Here is a 16,433-nt window from a genome sequence, read left to right on the forward strand (position 1 = left end):
GCTCGGCGGCGGCAGGAGGGAATACCGCCGCCGCCTCGCCCGGTCGCGACCCGCAGAGCGCCTAGAACCGATCGTTGTTCATCACCTTGGTCCACGCTGCGACGAAGTGGTTCACGAACATCTCTCGGGCATCGTCGGCGGCATAGGCCTCGGCGACGGCTCGCAGTTCGGAATTCGAACCGAACACGAGGTCTACCGGTGTCGCTGTCCACTTGAGCATGCCGCTGATGCGGTCATGGCCTTCGTAGAGCCCGGGGGATTTCTCGGACTTCGACCACTTCGTCGACATGTCGAGCAGGTTGACGAAGAAATCGTTGGTCAGCTGGCCCGGACGGCTGGTGAAGACGCCGTTGGCCGTGTGACCTGTATTGGCGTCAAGTGCGCGCATGCCGCCGACGAGGACAGTCATTTCCGGCACAGTCAGGTTCAGCATGTCCGCCTTGTCAACGAGCATCTCGGCCGGTGAAAGGCTGCTTTCCGTGCTGTAGTAGTTGCGGAACCCGTCGGCCTTGGGCTTGAGGTATTCGAACGAGGCGACATCGGTCTGCGCCTGGGTCGCATCGACGCGGCCGGGCGTGAACGGCACGACGACGGTGTGGCCGGCCTTTTGTGCCGCCTGTTCGATCGCGGCATTTCCGCCCAGCACGACGAGGTCGGCGAGCGAGACCTGCTTGCCGCCTTTGGCAGAGCGGTTGAAGTCCTTCTGCACGCCCTGAAGCTTCGTCAGGACCGCGGCCAGTTCGGCGGGGTCGTTGACTTCCCAGCCCTTGGCGGGATCGAGCCGTACCCGGGCGCCATTGGCGCCGCCGCGCATGTCGGTGCCGCGGAAGGTCGAGGCTGAGGCCCAGGCCGCCTTGACCAGTTCCCGTCCGCTCAGGCCGGTACCGAGGATCTTGGCCTTGAGCGCCGAAACGTCTGCAGGCTCGATCATGGCATAAGTCGCCTTGGGCAGCGGATCCTGCCAGGTGAAGCTCTCCTTGGGAGATTCTGCGCCGAGGTAGCGCGCGCTGGGACCCATGTCGCGGTGGGTCAGCTTGAACCACGCCCGGGCAAAGGCCTTGGCAAACAGATCCGGATCTTCGTGGAAGCTCTGGGCGATCTTGCGGAAACCGGGATCTTGTTTCAGCGACAGGTCGGTGGTGAACATGATCGGCGCGTGGCGCACGTCCGGCCTGTGGGCGTCGGGAACCAGGGCCGAGGCACTCTCGTCACTGGGGATCCACTGGATAGCGCCCGCCGGACTGCGCGTCTGTACCCAGTCGAAGCCGAACAGGTTGTCGAGGTACTGGGTGGTGAAGGCTATCGGATTGGCCGACCACGCGCCTTCGAGGCCACTGGTTACGGTGTCCTCGGCATTGCCCTTGCCGCACTTGTTGACCCAGCCGAAGCCCTGCTGTTCGGTGGGGGCACCAGACGGATCCGCGCCGACGCATTCCTCCGGCTTGTGGGCGCCATGGGCCTTGCCGAACGTGTGGCCACCAGCGATCAGCGCAACGGTTTCCTCGTCGTCCATGGCCATGTTGCCGAAGGCGAGCCGGATGTCGGCGGCCGCGGCGATGGGGTCGGGATTGCCGTTCGGGCCTTCCGGGTTCACGTAGATCAGGCCCATCTGGGTGGCCGCCAGCGGCCCCTTGAGACCGCCCTTGCCGTCACGCCGCTTGTCGTCGAGCCATTTCTTCTCCGGGCCCCAGAACACGAGGTCGGGCTCCCAGGCGTCCGCACGGCCGCCGGCGAAGCCGATGGTCTGGAAGCCCATGTTCTCCAGCGCGACGTTGCCGGCCAGCACCATCAGGTCGCCCCAGGAGATCTTGCGTCCGTACTTCCGCTTGATCGGCCAGAGCAGGCGGCGGGCCTTGTCGAGGCTTACATTGTCGGGCCAGGAATTGAGCGGTTCGAAGCGCTGTTCGCCACCGGCCGAACCGCCGCGCCCGTCACCTACTCGGTAGGTGCCGGCACTGTGCCAGGCCATGCGGATGAAGAAGGGGCCGTAATTGCCATAGTCGGCGGGCCACCAGGACTGCGGAGTGGTGAGGGCGGTGTCGATGTCCCTCTTGACCGCGGCCAGATCCAGCGTCGCGAATTCGGCGGCGTAGTCGAAGTTCGTGCCATAGGGATTGGCGCCGGCTTCGGTCTGGCGAAGCGCACTCAGGTCAAGCCGGTTGGGCCACCAGTCGCGGTTCGATATGGCCTCTTCTTCGGCCTGGGCTGGTGTGACTGCCATTGCGGGAGCCATGGCGGCCGCCAATATGGCGAGCGCGGAAATCGACGTCTTTCTCATGAGTATCCCCTCCGTTTGCAGACTTTTTCGCTGGGAGGACACCTGGTTAGCGAGATGCGGTCAGGCCGGAAAACAGATCAAACTGCTCAGAGTGATCGGGTTTTTCGATAGATAAACGAAATCAGTCGGTTATCCGAATGGCGCTTTGTGCGTTATTGCACTTTATTGCAGATTTCGTAGTGCGGCATTGCTGCGCCGCTTGTGGGCGGGCGCAGCAATGTGCTTAAATTTGCGTATTGATGCCGTATTCAGGCTTCGAGGTTTGCCCCGGTGAGTTCCTTGCCAATCGTCTGGGCGCAGGTCCGCAACTTCGGCAGAAGTTCGCGTATGGCGTCGCGCATGTCGATCGTCGTGGCGAAGAAGGCAACGGACAGGCAACCCTTGATTTGCCTGCCGACAAGAAGCGGTACGGCAATCGATGAGGTCTTGCCGGGGTTGAGGGTGAAGCGGTTGTAGCCGCGTGCCGCATAACCGCTGCTGTGCACGGTATCGATCAGCCCCCCTTCGCGCAGGAGCTGAAGCAGATTGTGCGTCTCGTCGTCCCCGAAACGGTCGAGGTTATCGAGAATGGTATCGCGTTCTTCTGCCGGACAGAAAGCGAGGTGGACCAGTCCCGCCGCGCAGTCGAGGAGCGGCATCGTGTAGCCGGGATGATAGTCGTTGTAGGTCAGCGAGGTCAGCGAATGGGTTGAATCGCGCAGGACCATGTTGCTCCCGACATGGGTCGAAAGGGAAATGGGCCAGCCGATCTCATGCGTCAGTTGGGCGATATGCGGGCGTACGGTCCGGACGAGCTCTCCATGGGCCTGGAAACCGTGGGAAAGTGTCTGGACAAGCGCGGTCGGCCGATAATGCTTGCGGCCTTCCTCTCGTTCAAGCAGCCCTTCATGCAACAAGGTCTGCACAATCCGGCAGGCCGTGGGATAGGGAACCCGCGAGGCTTGCGAGATTTCCATCATGTTCAGCGAACCCGCGCGGTTGATCGCCTGGAGGACACTGATTGCGCGGCTGATGGCCCGGATGGGGATGCCGCGACCGCTTGTTGCGTTGTCTTCGGCGTCGTTGGCAGTCTCTGGAATTTCGTACGATCTGCGATTGAGCGGGATAATCGCGGATGAAGCCATGCGCTGATGTTCCGTTTGTTTGCGGTTGGGAGAGGAGAGAGGAGAGAGGAGAGAGGAGAGAGGAGAGAGGAGAGAGGAGTTCACCAATGCTACAAATCTTACACACTGGTGACAAATTTTTTGACTTCACACCTTTCAGGTTCCGTCGGGAGGCTCGAGGTCGGCTTGAACTGACCCGCCATGCGATCAGGTTTCCTGCCGGTTTGCCGAGGTGCCTCCGATGGACGATGCCCGCGGCCTGCAACCGCTCGTCACGCGTGCGCCGGGTCAGCCGGACGGTCATTTTTCGGTCCATTCCAGCGCGGGCTTGCGTGAGGAGACCGGAGTGCTTCATGATCTCAACGGACTGACCGGCGCGCAGACGCTGCCGGCTCAAGGGGCAAAATATGGCTGCTGAAAAATCCGATCTCGACAACGACTACGCAGGTGCAGGGTTCGGCGGTGGCCTGGAGTCCGGCAAGCGGCCGGCCCTGCTGCTCGTCGACATGGTCATGGCCTATCTCGATCCGGAATCGCCGCTCTATGCACGGGGTGAGGCAGCGTTGGCGCAGGCGGTGCGCCTGGCCGAAGCCGCGCGCAAGGCCGGGGTGCCGGTAATCCTGACCAATGTCGAATATGTCGATGGCAAGGAAGGCGGGATGTTCTTCCGCAAGGTGCCGGGCCTGCGCAACTTCATGGCCGGCTCGCCGCTGGGCGCCTTCCCCGAGGAACTGACGCCGAAGCCGGGCGACCGCGTGCTCACCAAGTTCTATCCTTCTGCATTCTTCGGCACCGCACTGGCGCCGATGCTGGTCGCGGAAGGCATCGATACCCTGCTGATCGGTGGCTATTCGACTTCCGGCTGCGTGAGGGCCAGCGCGCTCGATGCGCTGTGCCACGGGTTCGTGCCGCTCGTCGTTGCCGATGCCTGCGCCGACCGCGATCCGCGCCCGCACGACGGCAACCTGTTCGATATCCGTGCCAAGATCGGTGAGGTCATCGACGCCGAGGCGGCGCTGGACGTCATTCGCGCCACATCGGCCTGAAGCGACTTCCCAACGTCTGGAAAGCTGTTCGGGCGCTGCGCGGCAAGTTGTCGTAACCGCGCCGCTCCAAGCCTGCCGGGACAGCAACCAAACGCAGGTGCAAAAGGTTTGGCACGGGACGTGTCCCGCTCCCATTCTCGGCAGCCGGCCCCCGGTGGCGACCGGCAGCTCATCCTGCTTGCCGGTCTCCGCCTGAGCGTGGGCAACCGGACACAGTTTCAAGAAAAAGTACCGTCGCCTGCCTCAGAATCTCGTGCTAGGCGCGCGCCGGACAGGATATCCGATGAACCGATTGCTCGCCCGCCTCAATATCGACCCCTACCTGCTGCTGCTGGTTTCGACCGTTGCGCTCGCCTCGGTCCTGCCTGCGCGCGGGGTCTTCGCGGACATCGCGGGAGGAGTGGCCGATGCCGGCATCGCGCTGTTGTTCTTCCTGCACGGAGCCAAGCTCTCGCGGCAGGCGATCATGGACGGCGCGCGGGCGTGGAAGCTGCACGTGTCGGTGGCATCGCTCACCTTCGTGCTGTTTCCGCTCATCGGCCTCTCGGTTTCGGCCATTCCCGGGCTGGACCCGGCACTGGCCACCGGCGTGCTGTTCCTGACGCTGCTTCCGTCGACGGTGCAGTCCTCGATCGCCTTCACCGCGATTGCCGGGGGCAATGTCGCTGCGGCGGTCTGCAGTGCCTCTTTCTCCAACCTCGCCGGTATCTTCCTGACGCCGCTGCTGACCGCGCTGCTGATTACGGGCAAGCAGGGCGGTTTCTCGAGCGATCCGGCGATCACAATTGCCGTGCAACTGCTGCTGCCGTTCCTTGCCGGCCATTTCCTGCGCCCTTGGATCGGCGAGTTCGTGGCGCGGCACAAGAAAGTGTTGGGCTACACCGACCGCGGCTCGATCCTGCTGGTGGTCTATACCGCTTTCGGCGCGGCCGTGATCGACGGGCTGTGGAGCCGCGTGACCATTGGCGAACTGGCGCTGATCGCGGGCATATCGATTGCCATCCTCGCCATCGTGCTGCTGGCCGCGAACATGCTCGGGCGGGTGATGCGCTTTTCGCGAGAGGATCTCATCGTCCTCGTCTTCTGCGGTTCGAAGAAGAGCCTTGCGACCGGGGTGCCTTTGGCAGGCGTGTTGTTCACACAGGCGCAGGTCGGCGCGATCATCCTGCCGCTGATGTTCTTTCACCAGATCCAGTTGATGGTCTGCGCCATCCTCGCGCGCCGCTATGCCGCGCAGGTTACTCGCGAGGCCATGGCCTAGTCGAGCATCGCCGCCAGTACGGGGGTGAGTATCTCGGAATCGGCGACAATGCGCGCGGCAATGCCGTAGTGGCAGGCGAAGTCCGCCGCAGTGTCACCCATCACCATCAGCGCGGTGGCGAGCGCGTCGGCGCGCATCGCGGTTTCGGCGAGCACCGTCACGCTTTGGGTTCCATTGCGAAGCGGAGCGCCCGATGCCGGGTCGATCGTATGGCCCAGACGCATGCCGTCCACGTCATGGAACCGGCGCGCGTGGCCGCTGGTCGCGACGGAGAAGCCGCTCAGGGCAATGCGCAAGGGCGCGTGTTCACTGCTGTCGGTTACCTCGAGATCGACCCACCACGGTTGGAAGTCGGGCTTCAGGCCCTGCGAGCGCAATTCGCCGCCAACCTCGACGATGTACGATGATACGCCTGCGGCCGTGATCACTTCGGCGAGCCGGTCGACCCCGTAACCCTTGGCGATGGCGCACAAGTCGAGGGCGATACCGCCCGGTTGACGCAGGCGCGCCGGGCCGGGTTCGAAGTCCAGCCGGGCCCAGCCTTGCCCTGTGGCCAGCATCTTGAGCGCGACTCCGGTTGGCGCCCGTCTGACTTGACTTGCCCCGAAGCCCCATGCCTCGCTCGCCGCGCCGACCGTGGGGTCGAAGGCCCCGCCGGTCATCCGGGCCAGTTCGAGGGCTTCTGCCATGACCGCCGCGAATTCGGGCGGGAGCGCAAGCCATTCCCCCGCATCGGCGCGGTTGAAACGGCTGAGGTGGGATTCCGGCTCCCACTGGCTCATCTGCGCGACGATCCGGTCCAGCGCCGCCTGGCAATCGCGGCGTAGCCTGTCGATCTCCAGGCGGCTGTCGGCCACGAGCCGCACCGACCATGTCGTGGCCATCGATTGCCCGCCGAAGGACACGACTTCTCCCGCGGGCGGGGTCAGCAGTGCGTCGGGCCAGTCGACGGACGGAATGGCGATGCGGATCGCGGTTCTCCTTCAGGGCGCGGGACGCTGGTTCAGGGCGCCATGACTTCCAGCGTCGTCACATAGCCGAGGCCGCGCACGGTTGCACCGGGGACGCTGGTATTCTTGTCCTTGGTTTCGGCCTCGAGCCAGTACATGCCCGGCTGCGGCCAGGCGAGGCGGACTTCGCCCTTGGCATCGCTGGTCGCCTTTACTTCGACCGGCTGGTTGGCATAGCGGCCACCGCCGAGGATCGCGGTCAGTTCCACGCCGGCAGCAGGCTTGCCGTCGATCAGGAAGCGGAACACGCCTTCCTCGTTCGCGACGAGATCGTTGGGGTGGGTAACCGGCACCATTTCAAGGCCCTTGCCGCTCGGCGTGAAGACCGCATCGGTCGGTGCCCCGAGCGTGACGAAGAACTCGTTGCGCATCACGTTTTCGCGGATCTCGATATCGGTCGCGCCGGACGGGATCAGCTTTTCGATCTCGTCCGCCTGCGCACCGCGCGGCAGGCGCTGCTGCTCGCCATTCAGCTTGTAGCGGCCGAAGACGCCGCTGCGCATGTTGCCGATCTTCCAGGTGCCCGGCTGGTCCAGGTGCAGGTCGAAGGTGGAGCGGATCTTGCCGCGTGCCGCATTCTCGATCGCGCCGGCGCTGCCGTCCGGCTTTACGACCGTCACGCCGTCGGGGCCGAGCGGGAAGTGGTTGGGATAGAACAGGTCGTTCGAGATCGCCCCATCCACCGTGATCCAGGCGTCTTCGCCGGACAGGATCGTCTCGGAAGGGAGGAACCAGGCCCGGTGCGCCTGGGCCGATCCGGGCAGGACGGCGGCAAGCGAGACGGCAAGCAGGGCGGCGCGTGCGCCAAGACGGCTGCGCATTTTCATGAGTTCAGTCCTTTCAGGGCTTGATGGTGGCGGCAACGCTGCCGAGTTCGGTCTTGCCGCTGGCGCGGGCGGTCGAGGCGCTCTTGCCACCCAGCGTGACCGGAAGCTTCACGACTTCGCGTCCGCCGACTTCGCGCGCGGCCTCGACCACGAGCTGGTAGTTTCCGGCCGGAAGTCCGCGAAGGGCGGCGGCCGGTATCGAGAGCTTCTGCGGCCCCGGCGCACGCGTTGCGCCCGAGACACCGTCGATCGACGCGCTGCGGCCCGCCTTGCGCCACCAGGTGCGCATTTCGTTGAGCCACTTCTTGCCTTCGCCGCCGCGCTTGTCCTTGTCGTACCAGACGGAAAGCGTGCGGACCTTGCCGCCTTCGCCTTCCAGCCAGACCGCGACGTAGGGGCGGTGGTATTCAGCGACCGAGAGGCGCGGGATGGTGATGTCGACGGTCATCGTCTCGGCCATTGCCGGGCTGGCGATGGTCGCGGCGCCGGTCAGGGCGAAAAGCGAAGTCTTGCGCATGATGTCCTCAGTGAATGAAGAAAAGGGCGAGCAGGAAGGGCACCAAGAAGCCAAGGCCGGTAAGCGGCCAGGTGGCCGGGCGGTTGCGGCCATGGAGCCAGAGCAGCACGAAGCCGGTTCCGATGAAGACCATTGCCGAAAGCACGAAGACGTCGATGAACAGGCGCCATGCCTTGCCGGTGTCGCGGCCCTTGTGCAGGTCGTTGAGGTAGGAGATCCAGCCGCGGTCGGAGCTCTCCCAGGTGACGTCGCCGGTGGTGCGATCGATCGCGACCCAGGCATCGCCGCCGGGACGCGGCATGGCGAGATAGACCTCGTCCTCGCTCAGTTCGGCAGGAGCCGTGGATATGGTCATGCCGGTCTGGCCGGACAGCTCGGTTCGCAGGTCGCGGGGAAGCGGGGCCTTGCCCTCGGTGGCGAGGCCGGAAAGGCTTTCGCGCAGTTCGGCCGGAAGGTTTGCCGATCCCTCGACGACCTGCGGTTGGGAACTGATGTCGGCGGCGTGGTTGAGGGTGAACCCGGTGATCACGAAGAGCATCAGGCCGACGAGCGATACGGCCGAGCTGATCCAGTGCCAGGTGTGCAGGTGGCGCAGCCAGAAGCCGCGGGTCAGTTTCTTGCGCGGACGGGCCGTGCCGCCAGACCGGCCGGACGGGGCGGCATTGGCGCCGACGCGCAGGGTTGTAGTCGTATCGGGCATGGCGGCCTCGTTCATGGATCAGTTCAGGTGGAAGCCGACGGGCACGAGCACCCATGCGGCAACCGGCTTGCCGGCCTGCTTGGCCGGAACGAAGCGCCACTTGCGCACGGTCTGGATCGCGGCCTGGTCGAGCCGGTCGAAGCCGCTGGACTCGTTGATCTCGATGTCGCCGGCACGGCCTTCGGGCGTGACCAGGACCTTGAGCATCACCGTGCCCTGCTCCCGCGCGCGGCGGGCGGCGTAGGGGTAGCTGGGGCCGGGGTTGTTGAGCTGGGCGGCGGAAAAATCGGGAGGGGTCACCGGGGCTGGCGGTGCGGGCGCGGCCTTGGGCGCGGGCGGGGCATCGACCTTGACGGCAACTGCGCTCTGGACCGGGGCGGCATCGATGACGAGCGTGGACCTGGAAGGCAGCTCGATCATCGGCTTCACCGCCGTCGGCTGCGGATCCTGGACCAGCGGTTGCGGCTCGGCCTCGGGTTGCGGTGCCGGTTCCGGCGGGGGCGCCGGCGGCGAGACGGTAAACACCGTAAGGTGCTTTTGCCGGACTTGCGGAACCTTCACCACGCCCAAGCCGAGCAGGGCGGCAATGGCCAGGACATGGATCGCAGCGACGACTGCAAAGGCCCGATAATTGAAGCCGCCCGGTGCGTAGCGCGCACCGGGCGGTTCGAGGGTCTGGATTGTTTCTGGTTCGACGGCTGTCCGAACGGATGGGGAGGCCCGGAGCCAGATCGTTTCGTCCGTTTGGCCGCGCCCGTCCGTTCGGGTCGCGCCCTTCGCCTGCCCCGACGCGATCGGGTCAAGGGTATCGGTGATGGATAGTTCCATGGTCGTCCTCAACATGCGATTTCGGGGGGCAGGGAAGGAGCGTCGTCAGGTCGGCCTCAGTAGCTCGCGCTGAGCGTGATGAGGGCCTGGCGACCGGCGGATGGCACCGCGAAGTGCGGGTTGCGCAGCTTCGTGACGTAGCGCTTGTCGGTCAGGTTGCGCAGGTTCAGCTTGACCGAGAAGTTCTCGTTGAAGCGGAATCCGGCATTGGCATCGAAGCGCCAGTAGCCGTCCGCCTCGATGAGGTTGGCCGTGTCGGCATAGCGCTTGGAGGCGTGATAGGCGCCGCCGCCGATGCTGAACCGGTCGGTCACGTCGACGCTCGAGGTGAGCGCGACATTGTGCTTGGGCGTGTTGGGCAGGGCGTTGCCGTCGCTTGCGCTGCCGTCACGCAGTTCGCTGTCGGTGTAGCTGTATCCGGCGAGCAGCGAGACCGGCCCAATGCGTCCCGAAGCGCCGACTTCGAAGCCCTTGATGCGGGCCTTGTTGGCGATGATCGCCTGATCGCCGGTTCCCGGATCAAGATCGCGGATATTGCTGCGGTCGATCTGGAAAGCGGCTGCCGTCAGGCTGAGCGCACCGCCGAAAAGATCGGCCTTGGCACCCACTTCCCAGTTTTCCATGGTTTGCGGTTCGTAATTGGCATTGGTGCCGCTAACTGCATTCGCACCTTCGCCGACGTCCGCGCCCGGGGGCGTGGCCGAGTCCGCATAGGAGAAGTAGATGCTGGCGTTTTCAACCGGCTTGAAGACAACGCCGCCCTGCCAGGTCCAGAAGTCGGTCTTCTTGTCGACCGAGTAGGGCACGCCGCGGCTTGAGCCGCTGGCCCGGATGTTGAAGCTGGTCCAGCGCACGCCGCCGTTGAGCAGCAGCTGCGGGATGATGGTGACCGTGTCGAAAGCGTAGAAGCTGTGGTCTTCCGCGCGGGTTAGGACACCGCTGCCGGGGTTGAGGGCAATCGTCCCGGTCCACGGATCCGACGGATTGGGATTGTCGAGCGTGGTGCAGTTGTAGTCCGCCAGCGAGGCGCAGGTGCTGTCGCCGGTATCGACCGAGTAGGAGTAGCGGTCGGTGTCGGAAGCCGACATCTCGAAGCCCACCGCAATGCTATGCTCGATGCCGGCCGTCTTGAACTGGCCTGCCAGGTTCAGGTTGTTGACGAGGCTCTGGTTGAGCGAGTTGCGGCTCTTGACCCCGCGCCAGACGATGCCGTCGGCGACGTTGCCCTTGCTGTCGTCCGGGTTGGTGACGATGTAGTTGTTGCGCGCGCGCGACCAGCGGGCGGTGTTCGACAGTACCCAGCCGCGGCCGAAGTCGTGCTGGAACTGGAAGGTCACCGAGTCGACCTTGGTCTTCTGGAAGTCGCGGTCGGTCAGGCCGTAGAAGTTGTCGAAATCGGTATCAGCCACGCGGCGCGAGCCTGCGGGCAGCACGTCATCGAGTTGGCCGCGCGATGTCAGCGGGATGCCGTAGTCCGGCATGTCGTCGGTCTCGTAGTGGTAGTACGAGAGCGTCGCGGTGGTTTCCGTGCCGATCCCCCAGGTAACGGAGGGAGCGATGCCCCAGCGCTTGTTGAATACCGCGTCGCGCCCGGCGACATCGGCATCGTGCCACAGGCCGTTGATGCGCACGGCAAGCTTGTCCGCGACCTTCTGGTTGACGTCCACGGTCACGCGCTTGAAGTCGTCGGTGCCTACGGTCACATCGGCATTGGCGAAGTTGCCGTCCCGCGGAAGCTTGGAAACGATGTTGATCGCGCCGCCGGCCGAGCCGCGGCCGCCGAATGCACCGGTCGAGCCCTTGAAGACTTCGATCCGCTCGACCGCGAAGGTTTCGCGGGTCTGCGAGCCGATGTCGCGGGCGCCGTCGACATATGTGTCCGAGGTCGCGTCAACGCCGCGGATCAGCGGAATGTCGGCGCTGGCGGTGCCGCCTTCGCCGGCGCCCAGCGTAATGCCGGGAACGGTGCGCAGGGCATCGGCGAGTTCGAACGACGCGGTGTCCTTGAGCACGTCGGTGGTGATGACGTTGACGGTACGCGGGGTGTCGATCAGCGGAGCCGTCGCCTTGGGGCTCTGAACGTGATCGGCGCCGTAATCCACTGCAATGGCGCTTTCGGTGACGGATACGCCTTGCAGGCGAACCGGCTGGTCCTTGGCTTCCTGAGCCGTGGCCTGAACCGGTGCTGTCGCAATGAAACCAACGCAGCTCAGAGCGACGAAGCTGGCGGCCGCCTGGCCGCCAGTAATGCGGGTACGCGTCATATAACTCCCCTATTGAATCTCGACAGGGGCTATTGCGAGTCAGTCGCAATGAGTCAATGCTTAATGAGAATTATTTTCATTAACAATTAGGTGTCAGCCCAGCGCCGCAGCAGATTGTGGTAGAGATTGGTCAGTTCCAGAACCACCGGATCCTGCCCGCCGCGCTCGGCCGAAAGCGTCTGGATCGAGCAGTCGAGACGATAGAGCTGTTCGCGCTCGCCATGGTCGCGAACCATGCTCTGCAACCAGAAGAAGCTGGAAATGCGCTCACCGCGCGTGACCGGGGTAACGTGATGCAGGCTGGATGCGGGATAGAGCACCATGTCGCCCGCGCGCAACTTGACCCGCTGTTCGCCGTAAAGGTCCTCGATCACCAGTTCGCCGCCGTCGTAGTTTTCCGGCTCGGTCAGGAACAGCGTGCAGGACAAGTCGCTGCGGATGCGGAACTCGGTGCCTTTGACCTGGCGGATCGCATTGTCGACATGGGCGCCGAATTCCTGGCCGCCGCCGTAGCGGTTGAACAGCGGCGGGAAGACCTTGAGCGGCAGGGCGGCTGCCACGAAGCGCGGCGTGCGCCCCAGCGCGGCCGCGACCATCTCGCCGGCCTGGCGCTCTTCGGCGCTGCCGCTGCGAAGCTGCAGGTTGTTCTTGGCAAGACGCGACTGGTGGCCGGAGGTCTCGTTGCCGTCGACCCATTCCCCGCTGTCGATCAGCGCGCGGCAGGCGGCGACTTCATCGCGGGACATGACTCCCTCAAGCTTGAGCAACATGCGTCTATCTCCATGGTTGAAGGCCGCGCAACTAGGTCAGGACAGGTGTTCAAGACAACCGCGAAGATGCCTGCGGGCATATGCCCGAATGCAATTCAGGCGAAGTCGCGCAGGGCCGCAGTCCCGTTCCGGGCCCGTTTGCGGGCGTAGAGTTTCTCGTCCGCTTCCTGCAGCAGCAGGTCCAGCCGCTGGCTTCGATCGGTACTCACAACGGTGCCGATGCAGGTGCTGATCGAGACGTTGTGATCGCCGATCTCGAAGGGCTGCGCGATAGTGGCGCCGATGCGTCGCGCGAGCAGGTCCGCCTCGTCGGCGCGCTGCAGACCGAACTGGATGACGGCGAATTCGTCGCCGCCCAGCCGCGCGACGATGTCGCCGCTGCGGATCGCGCCGCGCAGGCGGCTGGCCACGGATGTGAGCAGGGCATCGCCGACCCCGTGGCCATAGGTATCGTTGACCGGCTTGAAGCCATCGAGGTCGAGATAATGCACGGCGATCAATCCGTTGGGAGAGATCGTCGCTGCGTTTTCCTCGTAATATTCCTGGAGCGCGAGTCGGTTGGGCAGGGCGGTCAGCGTGTCTCGCCGGGCAAGCGACACCGATGCCAGCCGCTTGGCGATCTCCGCGCGCATCGTGTCGTGCCGCATCAGCACCGTCTGCGAACCGCCGAAGAGGAAGGCGAGGGTGATGACGGCGAGGCCGATGTGGATCGGGTCGGCGCGGATCGCGGAAATCAGGATCGTCGGGCCGATGGCCAGGCACATGCTGGGAACGGCGATGTTCGGACGCAACCCGGTGCCGGTGGCGACGCCGGCGCAATAGCCGACGAGCAGGGCAATGATCAGGGTATGGGCCTCGGTCAAAGGCATCCAGAAAACGTAGGCGCCATAAAGCCCCAGCAACGCTGCGAAACCGAGGTAGGGGAACGCGAAGACCAGCTCCAGCCTGCGCGCCTGCGGCCGGTTCAGGGCGGCGGTAAGCGCCATGCTGCGAAAGGCGGCCGTTACGAGAACCCGGGTCAGGCTTGCGAGCATGCTCGCAACGCCGAGTGCGATCAGGAGCGGATCGAATTCCGGGGATTCCAGCCAGATGATGCCGAACGCAAGCATGAAGGCGAACATCATGATCACGGCGGGCGTGATGTTGGCATAGAGGCTGCGGACAAGCTCGACATAGACCCTGTCGTTAAGTGGCTCTGTCGAACTCAGTGGCACGCCATTTTCTCTCCAAGTTTGCCGGCTTTTGCCGGCAGCGCGACGCCTTCTTCCCTAAACTGAAAAGATTAGTTTTGTCGTAAACAGCCGTCCGTGGTTTCGTCGAATGCGGCCCGGGGCCGGCAGTCGCTGGCGTGGACGGGTTTCGACAGCAGGAAGCCCTGGCCCATCAGGCAGCCCATCTCATGCAGCATCGTCAGTTGCTCCCGGGTCTCGATGCCTTCGGCAATGACGTCGACCGAAAGGCTGCGGGCCATGGCGATGACGCCGGCCACGATCGAATGCGCGTAACGGTCCTGCGCGATGTCGCACACGAAGCTGCGGTCGATCTTCACCTTGTCGATCGGAAAGACCTTGAGGTGCGTCAGTGAGGAAAATCCGGTCCCGAAATCGTCGAGGGCGATGGAAATTCCTGCCGCCTTGAGCCGCTCGAGAACGGCGCGCATGCGTTCCAGATCGTTCACCAGCAGCATCGTTTCGGTGACTTCCAGGGTGATGCGCTCGGTGGGAATGTCATGGGCGGCCAGAGTGGACAGCAGCATGTCCGCATAGTCGCCGCCCAGCAGGTCGGCCTCGGTGGCGTTTATGCTGACGAAGCCGGGGGTTCCGGCGGAGCGGGAGATGCTGGCGAAGTCCGCGGCGATAAGGGATATCATCCGGGAAGCGACTAGCCTGGAAAGTTCCGGATCGACGAGGGCGGGCAGGAGCTGCGCCGCCGTCATTTCCTTGCCTGCCGCGCTCGTCAGTCGCAGCAGCGCCTCATAGCCCTCTGTGCGGCCCGTGCGCAGGTCGACGATCGGCTGGTAGCGCGCAAAGATGCGATGCTGTTCGAGCGCCGAACGGATTTCCAGCTCTATGGCCTTGCGCGCCTGCTTTCGCTGCTCGAACGACTTGTCGTAGAAATGGACGAGCCCCATGCCGGTGGTCTTGCCGAGGTGAAGCGCCTGATTGGCGCGTCGCACCATTTCCTTGCCCGAAATACCCGGCTCGCTTGCCGCGACGCCGCAAGTGGCCCTCAAGTAGATCGTGCGGCAAGGTTGTTCGATCGGGACTGCTATGGCGTCGATCACCTTGCGGGCGAACTTCTGGATGGCCTCGATCGGCTTGTTGCCCGGTATCGTGACCGCAAACTCGTCTCCGCCCCAGCGGGAAACCGACCAGTGCTCCGCCGCAAGCGCGGCGATCCTTGCGCTGATTTCGCGCAGCGCATGGTCCCCCACGGTATGCCCGTAGATCTCGTTGGTATCCTTCAACCCGTCGAGGTCGAACATCAGCAGGTGAGGCGGTCGTGCACCGCCGCCATTTCGCTGGATCGTTTCATCGAGATGCGCCGCGAAGGCATTGCGATTGAGCAGGCCGGTCAGGTCGTCGATTTCGGCCGCGCGCTTCAGGGCAAGGTGCGTCGTATGCCGTTCGGTAACATCCATGAGGACGCCGACGATGCGTCTGGGGCCTTCGCATTCCTTGCGCTTTTGGCCGATAATGTGCACCCGTTTGGACTTGCCGGTGCGCGTAACGATGTCGGCCTCGAAGCTGACTTCGTCAGCCCCGTCCTTCATCGCCCGGATGGCGTTGCGGACTATGGGTCTGTGCTGGGGCACGATGTAGTCAATGGCGGTCTGGCTATCGATGGGCTGATCGATCGGATGGTCGTGGATGGTGTGGATGCTCTCGGACCAGGTGATCCGGGCAGTCTCGATGTCATAATCCCAGGCACCGATCCGGGCGATCCGCTCCATCTGGCGGAAGGTCATGTCGACCTGTTCAAGCCTTTCCTTCTCGGCAGCCAGATCGCGATGAATCCGGTCCAGCTCGAGCGTGAGGACATGGGCCGCGACGAGTTGCTCTACCAGGGTGGAGAGATTTCCCATCAGGTCTATGTGCGAAGTATCGAACTTGTCGCAGGCCGGATCGGCTGCGCACACGGTCCCGAGGATATGGCCGTCGGGCGCGCGAACCGGATAACCGATATAGGACCGGATCTGCGGTCCTTCGCGCACGAGAATGCTGTCGGAGAAGCGCGTGTCCTTGTGGGTGTCGCGGATGAGAAAGGGTTCGCCAAGGGCCACCGGATAATTGCAGAACGCCATCTCCCGGGGCGTTTCCCTGACATCGATCCCGCGCGAGGCAAGGAACCATTGCCGCTGCTCATCCATCAGCGAGATCATTGCGATCGAGGAATCGAGTGACCGGCTGATGACCTGGACGATCTCGTCGAACGACGAGTGCCCCGGGCTGTCAAGCAATTCAAGCTGTCTGAGCGCTGCGACCCGCTCGGCATCATTCGGTGGAATGGGGGGCATTATCTTCTGGCATTCCTTGAGCGCGACGATCCGAATTCTTCTTGGTGCTTTATATTACGCTTTTGAAATAATCTGGTTATTTTTTTGATAATGCAGGATAAGATGTTTTAGTCCTGTGGGATTTCGTCAAGTTTTTATATATGCTGATCGGCTCCCGTTTCGCAGGAGAAGGGTCGTGTTGCAAGCGCGACAGTGACCATAGGGGCGCCATCTTGATGCGATTGAGTGTCAGATTGGCGCATCCGGATGGCGGTAAGCTGGATCGCAAGGGCAGAGGTAACGTCCTGGCCTGACATGTATTGTGTTAGTCGA

At 63.9% G+C, this 16,433-nt stretch carries 14 protein-coding genes; 3 read left to right on the forward strand and 11 right to left on the reverse strand.

Annotation, left to right across the window (positions count from 1 at the left end; translation table 11 throughout):
- Window positions 1–61: 61 nt before the first annotated feature.
- Both katG and B5483_RS10525 read right to left on the reverse strand, forming a co-directional pair.
- Entirely contained in the window at window positions 62–2,278 is a 2,217-nt protein-coding gene (gene katG, locus B5483_RS10520; protein ID WP_079730264.1) for a catalase/peroxidase HPI, read from the reverse strand.
- 248 nt (window positions 2,279–2,526) lie between these two features.
- Window positions 2,527–3,402: a helix-turn-helix domain-containing protein gene (locus tag B5483_RS10525; RefSeq protein ID WP_079730265.1), complete on the reverse strand. Its 876-nt coding sequence runs from the start codon at window positions 3,400–3,402 to the stop codon at window positions 2,527–2,529.
- 220 nt (window positions 3,403–3,622) lie between these two features.
- On the opposite strand from B5483_RS10525, the gene B5483_RS23175 reads away from it, so the two are divergent.
- The 3 genes from B5483_RS23175 to B5483_RS10535 all read left to right on the forward strand — a co-directional run bounded on the left by B5483_RS23175 (window position 3,623) and on the right by B5483_RS10535 (window position 5,688).
- Window positions 3,623–3,799, forward strand: coding sequence for a hypothetical protein (locus B5483_RS23175; protein ID WP_176167997.1), 177 nt, complete (start codon window positions 3,623–3,625; stop codon window positions 3,797–3,799).
- Window positions 3,789–4,427 carry an isochorismatase family protein gene (locus B5483_RS10530; protein WP_079730266.1) on the forward strand — a complete coding sequence of 213 codons (639 nt, stop codon included), beginning with the start codon at window positions 3,789–3,791 and terminating at the stop codon, window positions 4,425–4,427. The genes B5483_RS23175 and B5483_RS10530 overlap by 11 nt, the downstream gene beginning before the upstream one ends.
- A gap of 283 nt (window positions 4,428–4,710) precedes the next feature.
- Window positions 4,711–5,688: a bile acid:sodium symporter family protein gene (locus B5483_RS10535; RefSeq protein ID WP_054947678.1), complete on the forward strand. Its 978-nt coding sequence runs from the start codon at window positions 4,711–4,713 to the stop codon at window positions 5,686–5,688.
- On the opposite strand, the gene B5483_RS10540 is transcribed toward B5483_RS10535, so the two are convergent.
- From B5483_RS10540 to B5483_RS10585, 9 genes are all read right to left on the reverse strand, one after another.
- Window positions 5,685–6,593, reverse strand: coding sequence for an FAD:protein FMN transferase (locus B5483_RS10540; RefSeq protein WP_245828941.1), 909 nt, complete (start codon window positions 6,591–6,593; stop codon window positions 5,685–5,687). The two genes, B5483_RS10535 and B5483_RS10540, sit on opposite strands and share 4 nt — an antisense overlap.
- A 98-nt stretch (window positions 6,594–6,691) precedes the next feature.
- Window positions 6,692–7,525, reverse strand: a complete 834-nt coding sequence (locus B5483_RS10545) for a DUF4198 domain-containing protein (RefSeq protein ID WP_079730268.1) — start codon at window positions 7,523–7,525, stop codon at window positions 6,692–6,694.
- Window positions 7,526–7,538: 13 nt separating this feature from the next.
- Window positions 7,539–8,042: a DUF2271 domain-containing protein gene (locus B5483_RS10550; protein WP_054947681.1), complete on the reverse strand. Its 504-nt coding sequence runs from the start codon at window positions 8,040–8,042 to the stop codon at window positions 7,539–7,541.
- Window positions 8,043–8,049: 7 nt separating this feature from the next.
- On the reverse strand, window positions 8,050–8,742 hold the full coding sequence (locus B5483_RS10555) for a PepSY-associated TM helix domain-containing protein (protein ID WP_245828944.1): 693 nt from the start codon (window positions 8,740–8,742) through the stop codon (window positions 8,050–8,052).
- An 18-nt stretch (window positions 8,743–8,760) separates the two neighbouring features.
- Window positions 8,761–9,570, reverse strand: coding sequence for an energy transducer TonB (locus B5483_RS23475; protein ID WP_245828947.1), 810 nt, complete (start codon window positions 9,568–9,570; stop codon window positions 8,761–8,763).
- Window positions 9,571–9,626: 56 nt separating this feature from the next.
- The gene (locus B5483_RS10570; protein ID WP_079730271.1) at window positions 9,627–11,834 is read right to left on the reverse strand and encodes a TonB-dependent receptor; all 2,208 of its coding nucleotides are present in this window, start codon (window positions 11,832–11,834) and stop codon (window positions 9,627–9,629) included.
- Between the two features lie 86 nt (window positions 11,835–11,920).
- Window positions 11,921–12,604 carry a Fe2+-dependent dioxygenase gene (locus B5483_RS10575; protein ID WP_054947684.1) on the reverse strand — a complete coding sequence of 228 codons (684 nt, stop codon included), beginning with the start codon at window positions 12,602–12,604 and terminating at the stop codon, window positions 11,921–11,923.
- Window positions 12,605–12,699: 95 nt separating this feature from the next.
- Window positions 12,700–13,818 carry a GGDEF domain-containing protein gene (locus B5483_RS23670; RefSeq protein WP_281251238.1) on the reverse strand — a complete coding sequence of 373 codons (1,119 nt, stop codon included), beginning with the start codon at window positions 13,816–13,818 and terminating at the stop codon, window positions 12,700–12,702.
- A gap of 68 nt (window positions 13,819–13,886) precedes the next feature.
- Window positions 13,887–16,121, reverse strand: coding sequence for a putative bifunctional diguanylate cyclase/phosphodiesterase (locus B5483_RS10585; protein WP_054947685.1), 2,235 nt, complete (start codon window positions 16,119–16,121; stop codon window positions 13,887–13,889).
- Window positions 16,122–16,433 lie beyond the last annotated feature (312 nt).

Origin of the sequence: Novosphingobium mathurense (assembly GCF_900168325.1) — a bacterium.
GTDB lineage: Bacteria > Pseudomonadota > Alphaproteobacteria > Sphingomonadales > Sphingomonadaceae > Novosphingobium > Novosphingobium mathurense.

What these genes read in the sequence shown, in the direction of transcription:
- B5483_RS10535 (WP_054947678.1), top strand. Translation starts at nt 4,711, where the DNA reads ATGAACCGATTGCTCGCCCGCCTCAATATCGACCCCTACCTGCTGCTG.
- B5483_RS23475 (WP_245828947.1), bottom strand. Translation starts at nt 9,570, where the DNA reads ATGGAACTATCCATCACCGATACCCTTGACCCGATCGCGTCGGGGCAG.
- B5483_RS10550 (WP_054947681.1), bottom strand. Translation starts at nt 8,042, where the DNA reads ATGCGCAAGACTTCGCTTTTCGCCCTGACCGGCGCCGCGACCATCGCC.
- B5483_RS10555 (WP_245828944.1), bottom strand. Translation starts at nt 8,742, where the DNA reads ATGCCCGATACGACTACAACCCTGCGCGTCGGCGCCAATGCCGCCCCG.
- B5483_RS10545 (WP_079730268.1), bottom strand. Translation starts at nt 7,525, where the DNA reads ATGAAAATGCGCAGCCGTCTTGGCGCACGCGCCGCCCTGCTTGCCGTC.
- katG (WP_079730264.1), bottom strand. Translation starts at nt 2,278, where the DNA reads ATGAGAAAGACGTCGATTTCCGCGCTCGCCATATTGGCGGCCGCCATG.
- B5483_RS23175 (WP_176167997.1), top strand. Translation starts at nt 3,623, where the DNA reads ATGGACGATGCCCGCGGCCTGCAACCGCTCGTCACGCGTGCGCCGGGT.
- B5483_RS10585 (WP_054947685.1), bottom strand. Translation starts at nt 16,121, where the DNA reads ATGCCCCCCATTCCACCGAATGATGCCGAGCGGGTCGCAGCGCTCAGA.
- B5483_RS10530 (WP_079730266.1), top strand. Translation starts at nt 3,789, where the DNA reads ATGGCTGCTGAAAAATCCGATCTCGACAACGACTACGCAGGTGCAGGG.
- B5483_RS10575 (WP_054947684.1), bottom strand. Translation starts at nt 12,604, where the DNA reads ATGTTGCTCAAGCTTGAGGGAGTCATGTCCCGCGATGAAGTCGCCGCC.
- B5483_RS10570 (WP_079730271.1), bottom strand. Translation starts at nt 11,834, where the DNA reads ATGACGCGTACCCGCATTACTGGCGGCCAGGCGGCCGCCAGCTTCGTC.
- B5483_RS10525 (WP_079730265.1), bottom strand. Translation starts at nt 3,402, where the DNA reads ATGGCTTCATCCGCGATTATCCCGCTCAATCGCAGATCGTACGAAATT.